Annotated in this window: 27 protein-coding genes and 1 tRNA gene; 16 read left to right on the top strand and 12 right to left on the bottom strand. The window is 64.0% G+C overall.

Going from position 1 to position 19,970, the window contains the following annotated elements; all coding sequences use genetic code 11:
* Positions 1–73 precede the first annotated feature (73 nt).
* From AC1DIO_RS10815 to denD (AC1DIO_RS10790), 6 genes are read left to right on the top strand one after another with little or no spacing between them, the layout of a single operon-like run.
* The gene (locus tag AC1DIO_RS10815) at positions 74–913 is read left to right on the top strand and encodes an isocitrate lyase/PEP mutase family protein (protein WP_441505772.1); all 840 of its coding nucleotides are present in this window, start codon (positions 74–76) and stop codon (positions 911–913) included.
* Positions 910–1,236: a hypothetical protein gene (locus AC1DIO_RS10810; RefSeq protein ID WP_476853392.1), complete on the top strand. Its 327-nt coding sequence runs from the start codon at positions 910–912 to the stop codon at positions 1,234–1,236. Before AC1DIO_RS10815 ends, AC1DIO_RS10810 begins: the two co-directional genes overlap by 4 nt.
* Positions 1,233–2,357 carry a GNAT family N-acetyltransferase gene (locus tag AC1DIO_RS10805; RefSeq protein WP_441505771.1) on the top strand — a complete coding sequence of 375 codons (1,125 nt, stop codon included), beginning with the start codon at positions 1,233–1,235 and terminating at the stop codon, positions 2,355–2,357. The genes AC1DIO_RS10810 and AC1DIO_RS10805 overlap by 4 nt, the downstream gene beginning before the upstream one ends.
* 32 nt (positions 2,358–2,389) lie before the next feature.
* Positions 2,390–3,136 carry an SDR family oxidoreductase gene (locus tag AC1DIO_RS10800; protein ID WP_441492468.1) on the top strand — a complete coding sequence of 249 codons (747 nt, stop codon included), beginning with the start codon at positions 2,390–2,392 and terminating at the stop codon, positions 3,134–3,136.
* 19 nt (positions 3,137–3,155) lie between these two features.
* A complete protein-coding gene (denD, locus tag AC1DIO_RS10795; RefSeq protein WP_441505770.1) occupies positions 3,156–4,151 on the top strand; it encodes a D-erythronate dehydrogenase in 996 nt (331 codons plus the stop codon).
* 26 nt (positions 4,152–4,177) lie between these two features.
* Complete coding sequence (gene denD / locus AC1DIO_RS10790) at positions 4,178–5,161, top strand: D-erythronate dehydrogenase (RefSeq protein WP_441505769.1); 984 nt, start codon at positions 4,178–4,180, stop codon at positions 5,159–5,161.
* 60 nt (positions 5,162–5,221) lie between these two features.
* Here the strand turns inward: denD (AC1DIO_RS10790) and AC1DIO_RS10785 are convergent, their stop codons facing one another.
* The 3 genes from AC1DIO_RS10785 to rplU form a co-directional block, all read right to left on the bottom strand.
* A complete protein-coding gene (locus AC1DIO_RS10785; RefSeq protein WP_069878797.1) occupies positions 5,222–5,857 on the bottom strand; it encodes a GNAT family N-acetyltransferase in 636 nt (211 codons plus the stop codon).
* Between the two features lie 153 nt (positions 5,858–6,010).
* On the bottom strand, positions 6,011–6,277 hold the full coding sequence (gene rpmA / locus AC1DIO_RS10780; protein WP_043241804.1) for a 50S ribosomal protein L27: 267 nt from the start codon (positions 6,275–6,277) through the stop codon (positions 6,011–6,013).
* A gap of 99 nt (positions 6,278–6,376) precedes the next feature.
* A complete protein-coding gene (gene rplU, locus AC1DIO_RS10775) occupies positions 6,377–7,051 on the bottom strand; it encodes a 50S ribosomal protein L21 (RefSeq protein ID WP_069878798.1) in 675 nt (224 codons plus the stop codon).
* A 303-nt stretch (positions 7,052–7,354) separates the two neighbouring features.
* On the opposite strand from rplU, the gene AC1DIO_RS10770 reads away from it, so the two are divergent.
* Positions 7,355–7,444, top strand: a tRNA-Ser gene (locus AC1DIO_RS10770).
* Positions 7,445–7,505: 61 nt separating this feature from the next.
* Here AC1DIO_RS10770 and AC1DIO_RS10765 read toward each other — a convergent pair.
* Both AC1DIO_RS10765 and AC1DIO_RS10760 read right to left on the bottom strand, forming a co-directional pair.
* Entirely contained in the window at positions 7,506–7,796 is a 291-nt protein-coding gene (locus AC1DIO_RS10765) for an I78 family peptidase inhibitor (protein ID WP_441505768.1), read from the bottom strand.
* Between the two features lie 44 nt (positions 7,797–7,840).
* Positions 7,841–8,374: a hypothetical protein gene (locus AC1DIO_RS10760; protein WP_441505767.1), complete on the bottom strand. Its 534-nt coding sequence runs from the start codon at positions 8,372–8,374 to the stop codon at positions 7,841–7,843.
* A 262-nt stretch (positions 8,375–8,636) separates the two neighbouring features.
* On the opposite strand from AC1DIO_RS10760, the gene AC1DIO_RS10755 reads away from it, so the two are divergent.
* Positions 8,637–9,032: a PRC-barrel domain-containing protein gene (locus AC1DIO_RS10755; protein WP_069878801.1), complete on the top strand. Its 396-nt coding sequence runs from the start codon at positions 8,637–8,639 to the stop codon at positions 9,030–9,032.
* A 606-nt stretch (positions 9,033–9,638) separates the two neighbouring features.
* On the opposite strand, the gene AC1DIO_RS10750 is transcribed toward AC1DIO_RS10755, so the two are convergent.
* Positions 9,639–9,800 carry a hypothetical protein gene (locus AC1DIO_RS10750; RefSeq protein ID WP_441492474.1) on the bottom strand — a complete coding sequence of 54 codons (162 nt, stop codon included), beginning with the start codon at positions 9,798–9,800 and terminating at the stop codon, positions 9,639–9,641.
* 578 nt (positions 9,801–10,378) lie between these two features.
* On the opposite strand from AC1DIO_RS10750, the gene AC1DIO_RS10745 reads away from it, so the two are divergent.
* The gene (locus tag AC1DIO_RS10745; protein WP_476853391.1) at positions 10,379–10,597 is read left to right on the top strand and encodes a DUF4167 domain-containing protein; all 219 of its coding nucleotides are present in this window, start codon (positions 10,379–10,381) and stop codon (positions 10,595–10,597) included.
* Here the strand turns inward: AC1DIO_RS10745 and AC1DIO_RS10740 are convergent.
* The 3 genes from AC1DIO_RS10740 to AC1DIO_RS10730 form a co-directional block, all read right to left on the bottom strand.
* Positions 10,564–10,779, bottom strand: a complete 216-nt coding sequence (locus tag AC1DIO_RS10740) for a DUF2934 domain-containing protein (RefSeq protein WP_441505765.1) — start codon at positions 10,777–10,779, stop codon at positions 10,564–10,566. The two genes, AC1DIO_RS10745 and AC1DIO_RS10740, sit on opposite strands and share 34 nt — an antisense overlap.
* A gap of 162 nt (positions 10,780–10,941) precedes the next feature.
* Complete coding sequence (locus AC1DIO_RS10735; RefSeq protein ID WP_441492476.1) at positions 10,942–11,466, bottom strand: L-2-amino-thiazoline-4-carboxylic acid hydrolase; 525 nt, start codon at positions 11,464–11,466, stop codon at positions 10,942–10,944.
* Positions 11,467–11,792: 326 nt separating this feature from the next.
* The gene (locus AC1DIO_RS10730) at positions 11,793–12,797 is read right to left on the bottom strand and encodes a SphA family protein (RefSeq protein ID WP_441505764.1); all 1,005 of its coding nucleotides are present in this window, start codon (positions 12,795–12,797) and stop codon (positions 11,793–11,795) included.
* Positions 12,798–12,998: 201 nt separating this feature from the next.
* Here AC1DIO_RS10730 and AC1DIO_RS10725 point away from each other — a divergent pair, with 201 nt between their 5' ends.
* Positions 12,999–13,277 carry a hypothetical protein gene (locus tag AC1DIO_RS10725; RefSeq protein WP_441492478.1) on the top strand — a complete coding sequence of 93 codons (279 nt, stop codon included), beginning with the start codon at positions 12,999–13,001 and terminating at the stop codon, positions 13,275–13,277.
* A 115-nt stretch (positions 13,278–13,392) separates the two neighbouring features.
* Here AC1DIO_RS10725 and AC1DIO_RS10720 read toward each other — a convergent pair whose 3' ends face one another.
* Positions 13,393–13,698: a hypothetical protein gene (locus AC1DIO_RS10720; protein WP_476853390.1), complete on the bottom strand. Its 306-nt coding sequence runs from the start codon at positions 13,696–13,698 to the stop codon at positions 13,393–13,395.
* A 209-nt stretch (positions 13,699–13,907) separates the two neighbouring features.
* On the opposite strand from AC1DIO_RS10720, the gene AC1DIO_RS10715 reads away from it, so the two are divergent.
* Together AC1DIO_RS10715 and AC1DIO_RS10710 are read left to right on the top strand one after the other, a co-directional pair.
* Positions 13,908–14,171 (top strand): hypothetical protein, encoded by a 264-nt coding sequence (locus AC1DIO_RS10715; protein ID WP_441492480.1) that lies wholly within the window; start codon positions 13,908–13,910, stop codon positions 14,169–14,171.
* A 120-nt stretch (positions 14,172–14,291) separates the two neighbouring features.
* The gene (locus AC1DIO_RS10710) at positions 14,292–14,597 is read left to right on the top strand and encodes a hypothetical protein (RefSeq protein WP_084651267.1); all 306 of its coding nucleotides are present in this window, start codon (positions 14,292–14,294) and stop codon (positions 14,595–14,597) included.
* Positions 14,598–14,789: 192 nt separating this feature from the next.
* On the opposite strand, the gene AC1DIO_RS10705 is transcribed toward AC1DIO_RS10710, so the two are convergent.
* The gene (locus tag AC1DIO_RS10705; protein ID WP_441492481.1) at positions 14,790–15,392 is read right to left on the bottom strand and encodes a hypothetical protein; all 603 of its coding nucleotides are present in this window, start codon (positions 15,390–15,392) and stop codon (positions 14,790–14,792) included.
* Positions 15,393–15,584: 192 nt separating this feature from the next.
* On the opposite strand from AC1DIO_RS10705, the gene AC1DIO_RS10700 reads away from it, so the two are divergent.
* From AC1DIO_RS10700 to AC1DIO_RS10685, 4 genes are all read left to right on the top strand, one after another.
* On the top strand, positions 15,585–15,854 hold the full coding sequence (locus AC1DIO_RS10700) for a hypothetical protein (RefSeq protein ID WP_441492482.1): 270 nt from the start codon (positions 15,585–15,587) through the stop codon (positions 15,852–15,854).
* Between the two features lie 115 nt (positions 15,855–15,969).
* Positions 15,970–16,290, top strand: a complete 321-nt coding sequence (locus AC1DIO_RS10695) for a polyhydroxyalkanoic acid system family protein (protein ID WP_441505762.1) — start codon at positions 15,970–15,972, stop codon at positions 16,288–16,290.
* Between the two features lie 216 nt (positions 16,291–16,506).
* The gene (gene ybaL / locus AC1DIO_RS10690; RefSeq protein WP_441505761.1) at positions 16,507–18,240 is read left to right on the top strand and encodes a YbaL family putative K(+) efflux transporter; all 1,734 of its coding nucleotides are present in this window, start codon (positions 16,507–16,509) and stop codon (positions 18,238–18,240) included.
* Positions 18,241–18,520: 280 nt separating this feature from the next.
* Positions 18,521–19,450, top strand: a complete 930-nt coding sequence (locus AC1DIO_RS10685) for a lipid kinase (protein ID WP_441505760.1) — start codon at positions 18,521–18,523, stop codon at positions 19,448–19,450.
* A gap of 92 nt (positions 19,451–19,542) precedes the next feature.
* Here AC1DIO_RS10685 and AC1DIO_RS10680 read toward each other — a convergent pair whose 3' ends face one another.
* Positions 19,543–19,914: a YciI family protein gene (locus AC1DIO_RS10680; RefSeq protein ID WP_441505759.1), complete on the bottom strand. Its 372-nt coding sequence runs from the start codon at positions 19,912–19,914 to the stop codon at positions 19,543–19,545.
* Between the last annotated feature and the right edge of the window lie 56 nt (positions 19,915–19,970).

The raw sequence follows: 19,970 nt of genomic DNA, 5'->3' as shown, positions 1-19,970 counted from the left end.
AGGGCTGACAAACGGCACGCGCCCGGACAGTATGGGGCATCGCTCGGCCAACTCGCATCTGAAACGATTTAAAATGACCGACAGTCCGCAGATCGCCGCCTTTCGTGCACTTCACGAATCTGGCTGCTTCGTCATGCCGAACCCATGGGATGTCGGTTCGGCGCGCTGGCTGCGCGGGCAGGGTTTCAGGGCGCTGGCCACGACCAGCGCCGGTTTCGCCTTCACGCAGGGGCGGGCTGATCAGGACGTGCCGCGCGACATGATGCTCGCTCATATCGCGGATATGGTGAAAGCCGTACCCGACCTGCCGATCAATGCCGATTTCGAGAACGGCTATGCCGACGGACCGGCCGATGTCGCGCTCAATGTGAAAGCCTGTGTGGCGACCGGGGTCGCCGGGCTCTCGATCGAGGATGCGACCGGGCGCGATGACGTCCCGCTCTATCCTTTCGAGCTCGCGGTCGAGCGGATCCGCGCGGCGCGGCGGGCGATTGACGAGACCGGCTCCGGCGTTCTGCTGACGGCGCGTGCCGAGTGCTTTCTCACCGGCCATGACGATCCGCTGAACGAATCGGTCAGGCGCATTGCCGCCTATGCCGAGGCGGGCGCCGATGTGCTTTATGCACCCGGGCCAAAGACCCGCGAGCAGATCGCCGCGATTGTCGCGGCTGCCGGCGGCAAGCCGGTCAATGCGCTGATCTATGGCGATTTCGGCCTGACGGTGTCTGATGTCGCCGCACTTGGTGTCCGGCGCATCTCGATCGGCGCGGCGTTGGCGCGCGCGGCCTGGGCTGCCTTCATCGAGGCGACACGCCTGATCACCGAGCAGGGCAGTTTTGCAGGCTTCGCCGGCAACGGGCCGTCGGTCCCGCTTAACAATTTCTTCGAGGACGACCTCAAGGCGCGCTCGTGAGCAGCGAACTCGTCATTGCGCCCGAATGGCTCGGGCGAAGCGGCCTCTGGATGATCGACGCCAAGGGCAGGCGCAAGGCGATCGACGCTGAGGACKCCGGTCTCTCCGAGGCGTTCGGCGATCGGCTGGAAGCCTGGATGGATGCGTTCGACGCGATCTACGATGAAGAGGACGAGGCGGCGTCGGCCTTCGCGAACGAGGTCGAGCGGCTTGTCTGGGAGGCGGAGGGTTCAGCGCTCGCCCATGCGGCCGCTGCCGAGCTCGGTGCTGGCTGGAATATCTCGCTCGATCTCTCCGCCTGGCATGCGCGGGGGAAATCATGACCCTTTCGCCTGATTGGAAAGCACCGCCCTTTCCGCCGGCCAAGGTACTGGAAGGGCGCTATTGTCGGCTCGAGCCGATCGATCCGGACCGGCATCTTGACGATATCTGGCAGGCCAATGGCGGGCATGATCAGATCTGGACCTGGATGGCGGCCCATCCGCCGCAGGATCGCGAAAGCTATCGCGAGCTGCTGACGACGATGGCGGCGAAGGCCGGCATCGTGCCGTTCGCGGCGATCGACAGGGCCGACGGCAAGGCCAAGGGCCATCTCTGGCTGATGGAGATCAGGCCCGAGCATGGCGTCTTCGAGGTCGGCTACATCACCTATTCGCCGAGCCTGCAGAAGACCCGGGTTGCGACCGAGGCGATCTATCTGTGCGGCGCCTACGGATTCTCGCTCGGCTATCGCCGTTTCGAGTGGAAGTGCAACACCCTGAACGAACCGTCGAAGCGGGCCGCTCTGCGCTTCGGCTTCCAATACGAGGGTCTGTTCCGCCAGCACATGGTGGTGAAGGGCAGGAATCGCGACACCGCCTGGTATTCGATCCTCGACAGCGAATGGCCGGTGCGGGCGCAAGGCTTCCAGCGCTGGCTGGATCCCGCKAATTTCGACGCCGAGGGCCGGCAGAAGCTGGCGCTCGGGACCTTCAACCAGATGCTGGGCGGGATCGATGGGCTGTCCTTGCGCCGGGCGTCATCCGGCGACATTCCCGCCATCAGGGCGCTGAAGAGCGCAGCCTATACGCCGAACGAGGCCATTATCGGCGTGCCTTCGCTCCCGCGGATCGCCGATTATGCGCAGGTCGTGGCCGAGCATGAGGTCTGGCTGGTCGACGGCGACAACGGGCTGGATGCCGCGCTTGTTCTCGAGATCTCTCCGGACGATTTCACGATCTGGAGCGTGGCGGTCTCCCCAGGGGCACAAGGGCGCAAGCTCGGTCTGCTGCTGATGCGCTTTGCCGACGAGCGCGCCGCCGCACTCAGCTTTGGTTCGGTGCATCTCTACACCCACGCGAAACTAACCGAGCGCATCGCCTGGTATGAGCGCCTGGGTTTCGCGGTTACCCATCACACTGATCTGGCCGATCGGCGCCTGACGCATATGCGCAAGCAGCTCTGACAATAAGCCGGCTTAACAAGAGGACCAAGGACATGGCAGGACGTTTGAAGGGCAAGGTCGCCGTCGTCACGGCCGCGGGGCAGGGCATCGGCCGGGCGATCGCGGAAGCCTTCGTCAGGGAAGGCGCGACGGTCTGGGCAACGGACAAGGATGTTGCGCTGCTGGAGGGAATCCCGAAGGCGAAGAAGCGCAAGCTCGACGTGCTTTCGAGCAAGGCCGTCGACGCTTTCGCCGAGAAGGTCGGACCGATCGACATCCTGGTCAATGCCGCCGGCTTCGTTCACCACGGCACCGTTCTGGACTGCGACGACAAGGCCTGGGATTTTTCCTTCGACCTCAACGTCAAGTCGATGCACCGCACGACCAAGGCCTTCCTGCCGGGGATGTTGTCGAAGGGCGCGGGCTCCATCGTGAATATCGCTTCGGGCGCCGGCTCGGTGCGCGGCATTCCAAACCGCTATGCTTATGGCGCGACCAAGGCGGCCGTGATCGGCCTGACCAAGGCAGTCGCCGCCGACTACATCAAGAAAGGCATTCGCGCGAACGCGATCTGCCCGGGCACGATCCAGTCGCCCTCGCTCGACCAGCGCATCGCCGATCTCGCCAAGGTGACGAAGACGACCGAGGCGGCTGCGCGTCAGGCCTTCGTCGACCGCCAGCCGATGGGCCGGCTTGGCACGGCCGAGGAAATCGCCTGGCTTGCCGTCTATCTGGGTTCCGACGAGTCGAGCTACACCACCGGGCAGATTCATCTCGCCGATGGTGGCTTCGCGCTCTGACGCAGGGAAGGGCGCGTCGATGCACGTCCTGGTGACAGGCGCGGCCGGCATGGTCGGCCGCAAGCTCGCAGCGCAGCTGGCGGCTGACGGTGCTTGCGCCGGCAAGGCTATCAGCAAGCTGACGCTGACCGATGTCGTTACGCCGGAGACGCCGGGGGGCTTTGACGGCGAGATCGAGATCCGCACCGAGGATTTCGCCGATCCCGCCATCGCCGCGGAGCTGATCGGGGCCCGCCCGCTCGTGATCTTCCATCTTGCTGCGATCATCTCCGGCGAGGCCGAGCGAGATTTCGACAAGGGCTATCGGATCAATCTCGACGGGACCCTGAGCCTGCTCGAGACGATCCGCCGGGAAGGACGGAAGGATGGCGGCTCCTATGTGCCCCGTCTCGTCTTCACCTCGTCGAGCGGCGTCTTCGGCGCGCCCTATCCGGCGGTGATTCCGGACGAGTTCCATGCCACGCCGCTGACCTCATACGGGACGCAAAAGGCGATCGGCGAGCTGCTGCTTGCGGATTACGCGCGGCGGGGTTTCGTCGACGGCGTCGGAATTCGCTTCCCGTCGATTGCCGTGCGCCCGGGCAAGCCGAACGCCTCGGCCGGTGGCTTCTTCTCCAGCATCATCCGCGAGCCGCTGGTCGGGCTGGAGGCGTCATTGCCGGTCGGCGACGATCTCGTGTTCACGCATGCGAGCCCGCGTTCGGCTGTCGGCTTCCTGCTCCATGCTGCCGGGCTGGACCGCGAAACCCTCGGCCCGCGGATCAATCTGACCATGCCGGGCGTCTTCTGCTCGGTCGGGGAGCAGATCGCGGCCCTGCGGCGCGTGGCCGGCGAGAAGGCGGTCAATCTGATCCGCCGTGCTCCGGACAAGGCAGTCACCGAGATCGTCGCCGGCTGGCCGACCGGCTTCGAGGCCAGGCGCGCGCTTCGGCTCGGTTTCCGGGCCGAAAAGGATTTCGACGAGATCATTCGCGTCCATATCGAAGATGAACTCGGCGGGCGCCTGCCACACTGATCAACAACAAGCACCAGGAAATCACCATGCATATTCTCGTTCTCGGTGGCGCCGGCATGGTCGGCCGCAAGTTCATCGAAAGACTGGCCCATGACGGTCAGCTCGGCGGCAAGCCGGTCACCAAGATCACGGCCCAGGATGTCATCGCCGCAAGCGCGCCAGCCGCAGCGCCCTTCATCTTCGACGTCGTCGTCTCCGACATGTCGAACGAGGGGGAGGCCGAGTCGCTGATCGCTTCCCGCCCCGACCTGATCGTCCATCTCGCGGCGATCGTCTCGGGCGAAGCCGAGGCCGATTTCGACAAGGGCTACCGGATCAATCTCGACGGCACGCGCCATCTCTTCGAAGCGATCCGAAAGGTCGGCGGCGGCTACAAGCCGCGTGTCGTCTTCACCTCCTCGATCGCGGTCTTCGGTGCGCCCTTCCATGAGAAGATCGAGGACGAGTTCTTCACCACGCCGCTGACCTCCTACGGGACGCAGAAGGCGATCGGCGAGCTGCTGCTCTCCGATTACTCCCGCCGTGGCTTCTTCGATGGCGTCGGAATTCGCCTGCCGACGATCTGCGTGCGTCCGGGCAAGCCGAACAAGGCCGCGTCCGGCTTCTTCTCCAACATCATCCGCGAGCCGCTGAACGGTGAAGAGGCGGTGCTGCCGGTTTCCGATCAGGTCCGGCACTGGCATGCCTCGCCGCGTTCGGCCGTCGGCTTCCTCATCCATGCCGCGACGATGGATACCGGCGCCATCGGGCCTCGCCGCACCCTGACCATGCCCGGCTATTCCTGCACGGTGGCGGAGCAGATCGAGGCGTTGCGCAAGGTCGCCGGCGAGAATGTGGTGAAGCGGATCAAGCGGGTTCCGGACCCGGTCATCGATGGCATCGTTGCCGGCTGGCCGCGCAACTTCAACCCGCAGCGTTCGACCGCGCTCGGCTTCAAGGCGGAAGCGAGCTTCGAGGAGATCATCCGCGCCCATATCGATGACGAGCTTGGCGGCAACTTCGTTAGGTAAGCCTGGAGCTCACGGCCAACAGCAATCAGCCCCGGCATCATCTGCCGGGGCTGTTTCGTTTCAGGCGACGCAGAATTCGCCGGGGGTCTCGATTTCGGGCGCGTGGGTCCAGCCCGTTGCTCCCCAGCTCTTCAGGGCAGCCCAGGTCGAGCGGTCGAGCCGGTACTGCTCGCAGGGGAACAGCCCGCCGCGAGCCGGCAGCGACTTCAAGAAGGAGCCCTCCTGCCGGAAGCCGGACTTCTCCAGCACCCGGCGTGAGGCCGGGTTGATGACGCGCGTGTCCGCCTCGATCGCCGGAATGTCGAGCAAGGTGAAGAGCGTGTCGATCAGAGCCTGCGCGGCCTCGGTCGTGTAGCCCTTGCCCCAGTGCGGGGTGCCGAGCCAGTAGCCGATGAAGGGGATGCCGGTCGCCTGCTTATGGGCGCCGATCATGCCGATGAGCTCGTTCGGCCTGGAGCGCGGCGTGATCGCCAGCGCCAGATGCTCGCCGAGCGCATTGCCCTTGCGCATGGCGAAAATGAAGGGCTCGACCGCATCCGCCGGATAGGGATGCGGGATCGAGGCCGTCATCTCGGCCACGGCTTTCTCCCCAGCCTGGCGCAGGATGGCGGAAGCGTCTGCCATGCGCGGCCAACGCAGCCAGAGACGGCGGGTCTCGAGCCGGAAGACATCGTCGCGGGTCAGTTCGGGGAACATCGGTCTCTCCGTCGGCGCAAACGAAAAAAGGGAGCTGGGACTTTGGTCCCATCTCCCCTTTCGCTTGACCTTCGGGAGACCCTTGTCGGGCCTTGCCCTTGATCCGATCGGTTCGATGGAACCGGCGGATCAAGGAACTTCCCTATCCGCCTTTTACTCTGCGGCCTCTTGGGCCGGGACTACGTTCACGAAAGCTCGGCCGAGTTTCGTCGTGAATCGGACTCGTCCATTGGTCGTCGCAAAGAGCGTATGGTCTTTGCCCATGCCAACGTTCACGCCGGCATGCCACTTGGTGCCGCGCTGACGAATAATGATGTTGCCGGCCACGACCGCCTGGTCGCCGAAGCGCTTCACGCCGAGACGCTTGCTTTCGGAGTCGCGACCATTGCGCGACGAGCCGCCTGCTTTTTTGTGAGCCATAACGCCCTACCTCGAAACTACTGTTGTCTCTCTAACCCGAATCGGCGGCAAAAGCCACCGGTTCGGAGATGAAAGCCGAAGACTGCCTGACAGGAGCTGTCAGTAGTCCTCGCCGGAAGCCTGTTCGGCCTGGTCGACCTTGGCGCGCGGGGGCTTGCCGGCCAGGAGTTCCTTGGCCTGAACAACCCACTCCTCGCGGGTGGCGCGGCCACGCAGCTTGAGCTCTTCGTCCCACTTGGCGACGTCGGCCTCGGACCAGGCGGCGATGTCGTTCCAGGAGGTGATGCCGGCAGCGCGCAGCTTCTTCTCGATGGTCGGGCCGACGCCCGAGATCAGCGAGAGGTTCGAGGCGTCGAGCGCCTCAGCCTTGGCTTCAGCCTTCGCCTTGCCCTTGACGGCGCTGGCGGCGGCCTTCACGGCAACGGTCGAAGCGTCACCCTTCTTCATCTCGGGCTTCTTGCCGCCCGTGAGGATGTCGGTGATGCGCACGATCGTCAGCTCGGCGCGGAAGCCACGCTTGCGCTTCGAGTTCTGGCGGCGGCGCTTCTTGAAGGCGATGACCTTCTCGCCGCGGGCCTGGCGCACGATCTCACCGGCAACGGTGATCTCGGCCAGTTCCTTCGCGCCGAGCGTCGACTTCTCGCCGTCGGTCAGCATCAGGACGTTGCCGAAGGCAACGGTATCGCCAGGCTCGCCTTCGAGCTTGGCAATGGTGATTTCATCGTTCGCGGCGACGCGGAACTGCTTACCGCCGGTCTTGATGACTGCGAACATCGTTGTTCTCCATGTTCAGCCCCGCCCTGTCATGGCCTCGCGAGGCGCATGCGGGACGGCTTTTTGGCAGTCGTTACGTGGTCGGGTTCACTCTTCGATCATGCCGGATGCCGCAACGCGGAGCCGGACACGCAAAAGAGATCAGGCGCGGGTTTCCCCACGCCGGACGAGGCTCGATAGTCTTGGCGGCTCTTCAGGTCAAGTCGCGAGGCTTCAGATTCGTCGGATTTATGACAGCGAGGAGACTTGTAACCGTCCGATGTGGCGTGTAGTAACCAGCCCGCTTCGACCGAAGGCGACCGCGGACAGGTGGCAGAGTGGTTGAATGCACCGCACTCGAAATGCGGCATACCCGCAAGGGTATCGGGGGTTCAAATCCCTCCCTGTCCGCCATCTTCCCGCTCAGGGTTTCATCGCCTCGAGCAATGGCCCCCCTGCGGAGCGCCGTTTGGCGTCAGCCGCAGAGCGCCCGCTGGATTTTTCCGCTCTCATCCACCTCGATCGTCACCCGCTCCCGGCGGTAATCCATCGTCATGGGCGAGCCGGGTGAAAGACGTCGCACCACACTTGCGCCGGTCGCACGCATGACCTCGGCGTCGCTCTTGCCGATCTGCCCTGCAAGGCGCTTGGCTCCTTCGGGCGAGCACGGACTTGGCGGCGCGGCACTGGATGGTTGACCGGCGGCCGTGCAAGCAGCGAGCGCCAATGCTGCGATCGAGCCGAGGAGGTGAAGAGATCTGGTCATGGGGCAAGACTATCCGCGAATTGCTCTTCGCCAAGCCCCTGTCCTCAAGGGCCGCGCCGTTTTCCGCTGAGGCGCAGGTCGAGGTTCTGCCCTTGCCCCGGCTGGCTCGCTCTGAGCGCCAGGGCCAACCCTTCTGCGTGCCGGCTGATCGTTAGCGTGGCCGGCGGACTGGGCCGAACGCTCTCCGCCGTCTCGCGGAAGGACAATGCGAGATTGTCACCACGACGTGCGCCGGCGAGGTTTGCCACAGTGCCCTTGCTCTCGCGGAACTCACCGTCATAGCGCTGCGTCCTGGGATCATAGCGCAGATCGATCTTCACGGTCGTGGAGAGGACCAGCGCGGTCGAGCAATGGCCGCTTAAAGTGACCCGGGAGCCCTGCTGATCGCCGTCGAATTTGCAGTTCAGTTTATGGCTCGATCCGCCCGCATTTTCGAGCGTCCCGGTGCCCGTGAAGCGTCCTTCGAATGCCTGTAGAAAGGACGCTTCGTCGATCATGGCCTGCTGGGCTGAAGCCGGCGTCACCGCGGTCGTCGCAAGCATCACGGTGAATGCCTTGAGCATGTGATCATGTTTCATGGCCGTTCCTCCTGCCGGCTAAACGCCCGAGGCAGGGATCGGATCAGTCCTTCTCGAAAATCGTGATCTCCTGGAGAGATGTTCGCCCGCGCGCTCCTGCGAATATCCAGGCGCGCGATGCAGATGTCAGCGGTCCCACCGGGCCATGAGCCCCCTTGTCGCACTGCAAATATTCCCGGAACCGATCGGGAGGCCGGGAATTACCTCTCTGTCACGCCGCAGCGGTCTCCGACTGCGGCCCAACAAGAAGGTTATCCCAAAAATGCGTCCCATTGCTCTTGCTCTCGCCGCCACCGTGCTTTCCAGCGCCGCTTTCGCGCAGACCGCTCCCACTCCGGCTCAGGCTCCGGTCTTCGTCTCAGTGAACGAAGCATCCGCCCTGACCAGCAGTCTCAAGGGGCTCAACGTCAAGAATGCCGGTGACGAGAATGTGGGTGAGATCGAGGACGTCGTCATCGCCGGTAACTCCCTCGCCTCTTACATTCTGTCGGTCGGCGGCTTCCTTGGAATGGGCACGCACTATGTTGCGGTCAGCCCGAACGCGCTCGCCATCACCTGGAATGCGACCGACAAGAAGTGGAATGCCAGGATCAACGCCACCAAGGACCAGCTGAAAGCGGCGCCGCAGTTCAAATATGAAGGTCGCTTCGCGAAATAGGCTCAATCGCCATAGCCTTGAACAGGGCCCGGCTCCTCGAATGGGGCGCCGGGCCCTTACGCTGTGGGACACGGCACTCTCGCGGAAACCCGTCTGCCGGATTGATCGCCGCGCCGGAGTTTTCAGTTCCAGGCCTCGTCTCCCTCGCCTCACCATCGCGGTCGCGGCGGAACTGACGAGGCGCGATCGACACCCGGCGCGACACGCGCGGAAGTTGCGAAGCTCACCACCGCAGATCGATGATACGCAGCATAAAGTCTAGCTGTCGGCCTCCCGAAGCGTGTGGAATCGTAAGGTCAGCCGGGAGAGAGCGCAGGGCTAGTAATAATCTCGGGGGAACGCCGTTCTGCGGGAGGAGGCTGCTGTTCGGGAGGGCGGCAGCCTCTTTCCACAGGGCGGACATCGCTTTTCCCCTTCGGCTTCAGTCGCGGCAACTCCTGACACAGTCTTCGGCGAATCTGTATGATCGGGCGCGGGGGCTTGAACGGTGTGCAAGGTCAAGGGCGAGAGCCAGACGGCATCGTCTGCCAACGGGGCCTGACAATTGGTGTCCCGCGCCCATGCGATCTGCGCCATCTGTCCTGTTGGGGGTCGAAGCCCGGCGCCTCATTTCGGATTGCCTGTCGGTCCCGAGCGGCGGCGGACAAGCAGGAGAGACTGTGCTGCAAGCTGCAGTGCTTCGTCCGCCCGGCGCTGCCATCGACGCGCGCCGAGGATATCTCCGAGCAGAAGCCCACTGATGAAGGCGAGGATGAGCCATCCGATCATGTTGGGTCTCTCCCCGGGAGGAGGGACCATGATGCTGGCGGCGCTTGTTCCCCGGCAAGCGACGAAGGTCCTGGCTTTTTGAGCGACGCCCCGCCGTGGCGCGCCAGGGCATCGCACCCGACCGTTGGTGCGGATGATGGCCTGGCTTTCTGAAAGGCGACGCCGGTTGCTCGATCAGCAATTGGACAACCTGAATTCGCCACATTGTTCCGCTAACAGTGCAGGGTCGACTTAGAAATGCTCGGCTTGGCCCATGTCTCCTGAGAGAGCGCGGAGCCTCAACCCGTATCCCTTCGACGATTGATCGCTGCCTCGATGCAGCGCGCTCGTCGCATGCATTTCGCTCGACGATTCTCCAACACAAATGCCTTGCGGCCTCGCCGCCTGGCCAATGGACCTACATGCACAACAACATTGAAACGAAGCCTGTTGAGGCGCGTGCGCGCCCCGAGATCTTGAGGAAGAATGCCATCGTCCCGCTCAGGGCAGATCCGAACTGGAAGCCCGAACCCTGTGGCCTCAGCCGTGAGGAGCTCCGCAAGATCGTGGCTGAGATCCTAGGTTAGGGAGAAGCAACGATGCCTCGCACCTACTCCATCCCGTCGCGCCCGCGTCCATATCGGGTGCCGCAGTCCGGGMGCGCCGAACAGGCGCCGCTCCAGGGCGCGCGGCAGCGCTATGAGCGTGCCCTGAAACTTGGTGATGCCGAAGCCTTGGCCGGTCATCGCATCGAGGCCGAGCGCTACTATCAGCTGGCCGAGCACTATCTGCGATCCGGCAGCGGTCGAGCCGCGTGAGAGCCGATCTCTAACGCGGTATCCCCGACTTGTGTCCCGCCGGCTTCGTGGTTGCGGAAAGCCCAAATGACTTTGGCCGCTTCCCAATGTTCGCGATCGCGGCCGTCCGGCTGGCCTTGCTCCATCCAGAGGGCATAGGCGATTTTGCGGATTTCCCGCTGGGCACTGTTCTTGCTGGCCATCAGTCGCTCCCTTCGCCAGTCACAACCGGATGAAACCGCGGGTCCGCTCCGGCGTTCCCCCGCTGCGACAATCTGGCTCGACCCCAGCGCCTAGGCTCGAGCCGCATCCTTTCTTGCGGCGATCCGTGCCGGTGAAGCGAGGTCGCAGGAAGGCGGTGCTGCTCACTCCGGGGTGGTGTCGAGCCTGTCCGAGAAACGATACTTGAAATCGCAGTGCGAAGCGCCCTCCATCACGGTCTGGCTGCGTTCCAGCGAGATCCGTGGGTCGTAACCCGTGCAAAAGACGCCGTCGCGATTGCACGAGAGCAGATGGCCGATATGGCCGAGGCCCATCTCCCGATAGGTCTCGGCATAGCGGCACCGTTTGACGTTGTAGTGAAATTCCGCGTCGGTGGCCTTGATGACCTCGATCGTCAGCGCATCGTCCTGCGTCCAGAGATCCTGGAGTTCCTGGAAGGTGCGCAGTGTCGTCCCTCCCGGTGTCTTGGCGGCAAAGGCCTTGCCGGTCTCAACGGCGGCCCGCCTGATCGCCGTGTCGAGAATGGATTGTGCCAGCTCTTCGCCCAGCTTTTCACGCATGACCTCGTAGATCGGCGCGATGATTCCGGCCTCGATCTTGCGACGTGCGAGAATTCCGATCTCGCCATCGATCGCAGTGCGCGAACCGGCCTCAGAGTCCTTGTCCATCATGGTATTCCCCTGGATTGCCCGGCGTCGGCATCGCGCTGGCACGACGAGGCCCGCTGCCGTCGGATGATGTCATGCGAGGCCGGCCCGACCGCCGCAAATGATAGCGTCGCATCTTGGCTCGATGGACGGAAATGACAAGATTCCCTGCAGGCAGCCGGCACGGCAGCCTGGCATGCCGGTGACACCGGCCAGCGTCAGCGCGTGGCTTTGTGGCAGCCTTCGTGGAGCGAGAGCGGAGTCTTGATGGGGACGCTGCGTCCGCGACCTTGGCCGGCAAAGTTCGGTATCGCCGGACGGACCAGGTTCTTGGCCGGGGTGTGGGGTCAGTGCTTGACGATGGTCGGGTTGGGCGCTGCCGGAGCCGCCTGTCCCCCGAGCGGGAAGGCGACTGTGAAGAGCCCGATCGTACCGCGCGGGCGGTTCTCGACCCCCACCTCGCGAAGGACCTTCAATCGCGTCGAGATCGGGAGGCCACCAACCTCGAAATTATAACCGATGGTTCCGCCGATCGCCGTGGTCCGACCCTTGAACGGGCCCAGCGAGGCGCCGCTGCCGCCATCCCCGCTCACCTGCTGGTAATGGCCGACCTGCACGCCGATGGAAAAGTCCTTGCTCAGGTACTGGCTGATCGAAAGATCGGCGTGAAAGGCGTTGCCGCTGTTGTAGTCGGTGGCAGTGTTCGTGCCGTTGATCTCGAATCCGGCTGCGGCCGAGACTTCCAGCCCCGTGGTCGTGTTGAGATAGGTCACGGCGCCGTAGAGGTCGCCAATCCAGCGATTGAGCGCGACATTCGACAGCTGGCCGTCCTGATAGGCGCCGGCGGGAATGTTGACGGCAACACCGGTCGTCCAGTGGAAATTGCCGGAATGCCAGCCGATGAAGCTGGTGACGACGGGATCGCCGATGTTGAAGGTGGCGTCGCGCTGGCTGAAGGCGAAAGCTCGCCCCAGGCGCGGGGCGGCAATTAGGGCTCCGGCGCTGACTCTCGGAATGCCGAAGGGCAAGGTCACGGCGAAGCCGAGATTGCCGCCCAGGACCTCGAGCGGAGTCACCCAGGTCGGTGTCAGGAAATCGACCCGCGCCTCGACCTTGACATCGCTGAGGACAGCCCCGCCGAGCTGGAGACGGCGGGAGCCCGGCAAGCTGCCGGAATAGCTGTAGAAATCATTCTGAAAATAGAAGCCCGGCGGCGGCACCAGGCCCGATAGAGCCCCGCGCAAGCCTGGGATATAAAGACTAGCGCCGCCTTCGGTCGCAAATGCCGGGCCCGCTGCCAGGCCAGCGAAGGCGCAGATTGCGGCACCGATTTTCAAAACGTGCCGCCGCATCGATTCGGTCTCCACATCGTGACGGAGGGAAGCTGGGCCGGCCTCGGTTTCATCGTCAAGCGAAGAGTTTCGGTGCAGAGCCAGAAGACTGCCGAAGGTTTTCGAGTGTGGTGTTTACGACCCGGTAAGACGCAGACGATGTTATGCTGGGGGTGCAAGACGGGTGCGCAGACCGAAGAGGTTCCAATCCATGACTGTCTCATGAGCAGAGTTCTGTTGAGCGGCCTTGCGGCAGCGACAATCGTCGCTGCACTGTCGTCGCGCGCCGAGGCTTTCTGGGAGCGCTCCCAGATCATGGCCTGTGCGGAAGCCCAGACCGAAGCAGAGCGGATCAGGCGGCAATGCTGGATCTTCGCTCCTGTGCCGGAGTTTCCGGCGCCGGTGCTGTCCGGGTACCGGTATGTGCCTTATGAGAAACGCTCCGGGCGCGCGCGTGGCCCCTGGCCGAATGGCGAGAAGGTCATCCGGCGCCTCGGCTAGGTCTTTCCTGAACCGAACGAGCGTTTGCCGCGGCGTTTCCTATTGTCGTGCTGCCGCGAAGGAACGAACGAAACCCGACGCAATCCGAGCCTCGGGCCGATCCCTCAGGCGGGCCTCAGCACTTATAGACTGTGCCGGCGGTGCTGGGTCCCTTCCAGGTATGGGCCGCGACCRGTGAGAGCACATGTGTCCCGCCGGCTTCGGCGGCACGGATCTTCAGCCTGGCAAGGGCACTGTCGCGTGCGCTGTCGATCAGCAGCGTCTGATTGATGGTCGAATCGCCATTGATCTCCGTGATCTGCTTGCAGGCTTGGACGATTTCCTTGTTCTCCGTCACGACGACTGCGTTGGAGCGCGAGTTCGGAACGGCGCAGGCGGCGAGTGCGAACGTCGACAGGAGCAGTATCGGGCGCAGTAGCATCGGGGTCTTTCCTGAAGGCCTGTGTGTGGCCATATCACATTTCGCACGATCAGCCGCCTGGCTGCAATTTCGGGAAACAGGCCGCCGCGGATGATCGCATTGAACCGCGGACGCAGGTGTTCTATCCCGGGGCCGCTTTCACTCAGGTCGCTTCAAGAGCCGCAGGCCCAACGCGCCGCAGCCGGCGACCTTTCGCATAAGGATCGACCATGGCCCGCAAGAAATCCAAACCGCTCGATGCCGAGTTCGTCATGTTCGACATCGTCTATTCCGATGGCTCGCGCTCGTCGAACCGGCGGGTTCCCTCCGACCTGCTCGGCGGGCTCGATGGTGACGAGCCGGCGCGCGAGGCCATCATGGAACAGGACCAGATCATCGCGGAGAAGTCCGGCAGGCCGGCTCTCGCGATCACCTCGCTGACCCGTTCCGGAAAGGCCGCCCCGGAAAAGCCGGCGCAGAAAGCCCGCCGCTAGCAGGCGTAACCGCGACGCCACACATGCGGAAACCTTAATATCTCGTCTGCCTTGACGGTTGCCGTAGCGATAGTTTTCATGCGAATTGGCGGTCTTGGGTGGCTGAAAAAGGATATATTGATGCGTTCTCTTATTGTCGTGGGGCTTCTGGCCGCGGGGCTGGCCGGCTGCCAGACTGCACAGGAATCGATGGCCGACGCAGAAATCACCTGCGAAGCTCAGGGCTTCCGTCCGGGCACGCGCGCTTATCAGCAGTGCCGTTCTGCCAATTATGTCGAGAACCGCCGTGCATCGAATGAGACCGCCAGTGCGGTGACCGCCGGCGTTGCCGCGGGCGTCGTGGGCGGCGCAATTGTCGGTGCCGCAGCGTCTCGCCCCTATTACGGTCGCGGCTATTACTATGGCCGTCCCGGCTACTGGTGGTGACATTCCATTTCCGGGAGGCTTCGGCCTCCCGGTTTTTGTTTGAAGCGCGCACTGGTTGGTTGACCGGCTGCAGGTCTCGCCCGATCACTTTTTAAGATCACCGGACTGGATCTCGAAATCCGTCCAATGATTTCACTTCTCTGTTTGCATCGGCTTGCCCGAAGGCCGCGATCCACCTCTCGGGCCGATGCTCTAGCGTTTCGTGCTGCGGCGTCGCACCGGAGCCGGCGCTGGCTCGCTCGATGACGTCAGCAGCGAGCCGAGCACATAGACCGCGATGCCAATGCCGAGCAACGCTGCGAGCGGTTCCTTCTCCGTCCGTTTCGCCAGCAGGCGGCTGCCATCACGGGCATAATCCTGGGCGATATTGCCTGACGATTGCAGCCAGCTTTCGCCGGCCTTCATCGAATCTCTCCCCGCCTTGATCATGTCGTCTCCGCCATAATCGGAGAAAAGCCGGCGCAGGCGCCCGTAGTCGGGCTCCCATTGCGGTCGTGCGGGGCGCATGCTCGCCCAGGCGATCAAGCCGACGCTGAGGGCGCCGAGACCGAAGGCGACGACCGGATGGCGTTGGATCGCGCGCAGGGCAACCTCGCCCTTTTCCTGGGCGTAATGCCCTGCCTCGCCGGGATCTACATCGCGGATCGCGTCCTTGGCGCGATCATAGCCATCCTTGACGGTCCCAGCGAGATCGGCCGCCTTGGCGCGGATCGTATTGCCGGCACGCTTGGCCTCATCCTCTGCCTCGTCCCAATCCTTCGGCATGTCGGGCGGAAACGCATTGTTGGTCGCCATCGCGGACACTCCAGTCTCTCGTTTCGGGTGTGCAAACTGAACGATGCTGCGGCGGCAGAGTTCCGTCAGCGTTCACGGAAATGTGCCGAGCCTGCCGGCTAAGGCTTGTTGAGGCCGACTTCCGGTCACGAGGGTGCCCAGATTGGATGCGAGGTCGTCACCATCCGATCGGGATCGACTAAGGAGATGATCATGGAAACACAGCACCTTCAGATGCAGTGCAACCCCATCATGACCGACCCGGAATGGATTGCCCTTGAAAGCCTCGACGAGGAGACCAAGCACTTCATCTTCGACGATGCCGTGTTGCTGTCGCTGCGGCAGCGGGGACTCGTGGAGCCGGCCGATGGCCTGTGGCGTGTCACTGCGCGCGGCCACCGGGCTCTGAGCGAGCGCAACTATTGGTGGCTCGCGCATACCCAGGCCTCGCGCTCGCTCTGCTCCAGCGCGTTCTCGGGGTGAGCGGAAGCCCTTTCGGCCAAAACCCGGTCTCATGGCCATCATTGGCCGGGTGTGCCTCTGGATATCGCGCGGCGATACATCACATGACAGTCAGTCGTCCTGATTGAAGAGCGCCATGGCCAAGCCTGTCAGCATCACCGTTTCTCATGACCTCGGACGCGAGGCCGCCCTGGACCGGCTGCGCAGCGGCATCGACCGCATCCGCGACAAGCTCGGCATGGTGAAGATGCAGCTGGTCGAGGAGAACTGGGACGGGGAGGCCGTCCAGTTCGGCGTCGCCGCACTCGGCTATACCGTCAGGGGCAAGCTCGAGGTCGAGGAGACGCTTGTCCGCATCGAGGTGATGTTGCCCTGGGTGCTCGCGGTCTTCGCCGAGAAGCTCAAGCTCGGCGTCGAGAAGCAGGGACAGGTCCTGCTCGAGAAGCCACGCTCCTGATCACAGGTGGCGGGCGCTGCCGGAACGCTTCGCGTTCGTAAAGTTTCCGTTCACCATCAGGCTGCTGCAGTGACCCATTGCGACAATTCGCCGGGCACGATCGGCAATATTATTGCTGCCTGAAGCGAGAGGGGCGGCGCGCTGCGGTTGAAATTCCACCTTCCGCCCGCCATGGTCTGACAACCCCTTTTCATCACTCACCGCTCCGGGAGACCAATGCATCACGGCCCGCTGATCGCCATCCTTGTCGCGGGCCTCGGCCTTGCTTTCGTCTTCGGGGCGCTTGCCCAGAAATTCCGCTTCCCTCCTCTCGTCGGTTATTTGCTCGCAGGCGTCGCGGTCGGGCCCTTCACCCCGGGGTTCGTCGCGGATCAGGGGCTTGCCAATCAGCTGGCCGAAATCGGCGTCATCCTGCTGATGTTCGGCGTCGGCCTGCATTTCTCGCTGAAGGACCTGCTTTCCGTCAAAGCCGTTGCCGTGCCCGGCGCCATCGTTCAGATCGGCGTCGCGACCTTGCTGGGCCTCGGCCTCGGCTTGCTGCTGGGCTGGACATGGGTCGCAGGCGTGGTCTTCGGCCTCGCTTTGTCGGTGGCGAGTACGGTCGTGCTGTTGCGGGCGCTCCAGGAGCGTCGCCTCGTCCAGACCGAGAAGGGCAAGATCGCGGTCGGCTGGCTGATCGTCGAGGATCTCGCCATGGTCCTCGCGCTGGTCCTGATTCCGGCGGTCGCCGATGCGCTGAACGGCGCGCGGCCGGGTGCGCCGAGCCCGCTTGCGGCCCAGTTCGATCTGGGGCTGTGGGGCGTGCTCGGGCTGACCCTCGCCAAGGTCATCGCCTTCGTCGCGTTCATGCTCATCGTCGGTCGTCGCGTCATTCCCTGGTGCCTGCACTGGGTCGCCCATACCGGCTCGCGCGAGCTGTTCCGGCTGGCGGTGCTCGCTGTCGCTCTCGGTGTCGCCTTCCTGGCAGCTAGCCTGTTCGGTGTCTCGTTCGCGCTTGGTGCCTTCTTCGCGGGCATGATCTTGAGCGAGTCGCCGCTCAGCCAGCGCGCCGCCGAGGAATCCCTGCCGCTGCGCGATGCCTTCGCGGTGCTGTTCTTCGTCTCGGTCGGCATGTTGTTCGATCCGGGGATTCTGCTGCGCGCGCCGGGCCCGCTGCTCGCGACGCTCGCGATCATCCTGGTCGGCAAATCGGTGGCGGCCTGGCTGATCGTGCGCGCCTTTGGCCGGTCGAATGCGGTGGCGCTGACGATCTCGGCCAGTCTGGCGCAGATCGGCGAGTTCTCCTTCATCCTGGCCGGGCTTGGCGTTTCGCTCGCGATCCTGCCGGAGCAGGGGCGCGACCTGATCCTGGCCGGCGCGATCCTGTCGATCCTTCTCAACCCCGTCCTGTTCGCGATCGTCGAGAAGATCAGCGCGGAGACGCAGCCGGCGAAGCCGAAGCCGAGCGTGGCGGCGCCCGCGCCGGCGCCTGAGCCCGAACGGGACATCGTGCCGACCTCGCTTTCCGAACACATGATCGTCGTCGGTTACGGTCGTGTCGGCTCATTGCTGGGGGCCGGGCTGCTCGCGCATGGCGAGAAGCTGCTGGTGATCGAGGACCAGTCCGATGCGATCGAAGCCGCCAGGCGCGATGGGGCCGAGATCATCGTCGGGAATGCGGCTGATCCCGAAGTCCTTTCGGCTGCGGGTGTGGCGCGGGCCAAACGGCTCTTCGTGGCGATTCCGCAGAGCTTCGAGGCCGGCCAGGTTTGCGAGCAGGCCCGGCGCGACAACCCGACGCTGCCGATCGTCGCCCGCGCGCATTCGGATGCGGAGGTCGAGCACCTGACCAAATGCGGTGCGACGCTGACGATCATGGGAGAGGCCGAGATTGCGCGCGCCATGCTGGCGCTGTGCGTGAGAGCGGATTCGGCGCCAACCGAGCCGCCGCCATCGGCAGAAGCAGCCTGAGGTTTCCGCTGGACCCCACGATATCTGCGATTGCCGGAAGGCGCCTTCGTAGGTCTCGGTGGAAGCGAGTTCTTTCGGATTGAGCCGGGCGGCCCAATGCCTCACGCCCGTTCGCGAGTGTGCTCAGGTGGGCTCGGTTTCCGATTTCGGCGCATCGGGAAACCGGTCCGTCCGATCAGGGCATACCCCGGTCGGACCGCCGGAGACGGGGCCTTGCGGTTGAAATCGGCGGGCAGCTTCCCCACCTGCCTTGCCCGATGTCCTGCCAACCCAAGAGCCGATGAGCCAATTGATCCAGAAGCGCGCGCTGCTGCTGCGCAATCCCAAGGCGCGGCGTGGCCAGGAGTCGATCACGCCCCTCCTCGAGCGGCTGGAAGGCGGCGGGCTCACCGTAAGCGTTGAAACCTTCGAGGCATTGCCCGAGATCGCCCGCGATATCGTACGCCTGCGCCACATGGCGGATCTCGTCATCGTTTGCGGTGGCGATGGTTCGGTGTCCTCTGCGGCGCTCGCGGCGATGGAAAGCGGCCTGCCGCTGGGCATCATCCCGATGGGCACGGCCAATGACCTGGCTCGAACGCTCGACATCCCGATGGACCTGCTGGCAGCCGCCGATGTGATCGCGCGTGGCGAAACGCGCCCGGTCGATGTCGGCACGGTCAATGGCCACGCCTTCTTCAATGTTGCGAGCATCGGGCTGAGCAGCGAGCTCGCGCAAAGTCTCGACCCGGTGCTGAAGCGGCGTTTCGGAAGGCTGGGTTACGCGCTGGCCGCCATGAAGGTCATGACCCGGGCGTCGAGGTTCAGCGCGACCATCACCGAGAAGGGGCGGGCGATCGACGTCGAGACTTATCAGATCGCGGTCGGCAACGGGCGGCACTATGGCGGTGGCAATGTGGTGCAGGAGAATGCCGAGATCGATGACGGGCATCTCGACCTGTACAGCCTGGAGATGACGAACCTCTGGAAGCTGGCATTGATGCTGCGTTCATTCCGCTCGGGAACTCATGGTGCGTGGCGCGAGGTTCGCACTGCGAAATGCGTCGAGTTCGACATCGAGACGAAGAGGCCCATGCCGATCAACACTGACGGCGAGATCGTCACTGCAACGCCGGCCCATTTCAAGGTTCATCCCAAGGCCATCTCGATCTTTGCGCCGGCCTCCGCCACGCATTTGGCAATGGCGCGCCCTTCCTTGTATCACCGTTGACGAGGCGCTTTGGCGTGGCAGGGCTACCTGGCAACATGGCCGCGATGCTGGGCGGACGGTAAAGCCGAGCCTCGCGACCTGCTCCGCTACCGTCAGGCCGGCTCAGTGTCTGCCGCGGGCATCGCGGCCTTCATATCCATCCACGCCAGCTCGAGGACATGGCCGTCCGGATCCTCGAAGGCGCGGTTATACAAGAAGCCCAGGTCAATCGGGTTACGAACCTCGATCACATAGATGCCGAGCAACTGTTCCTTTGTCTCGGCAAAGGGACCGTCGGTGACGAGTGTCCCGCTCTTGCGCACGCTTGTCGCGGTATTGGTGGGCATCCGCCGAACCACCGGCCTGAACGTCCGGCCCGATTTGTCGTGTACGGCAATCAACCGGTCGACGACGACCGCTTCCTCCTCGCGCGACCAGGCGGTCGTGATATCCTCGTCATGGTAGCACAGCACGGTGTAATGCATCTGCAGACCTCCCTTCGGTTCAAGGACGAAGCTTGAGCCCCCGTGCCGACATGTGG

This window comes from Allobosea sp. 05T439, from assembly GCF_056396005.1.
This window is presented reverse-complemented; position numbering and strand designations above follow the sequence as displayed.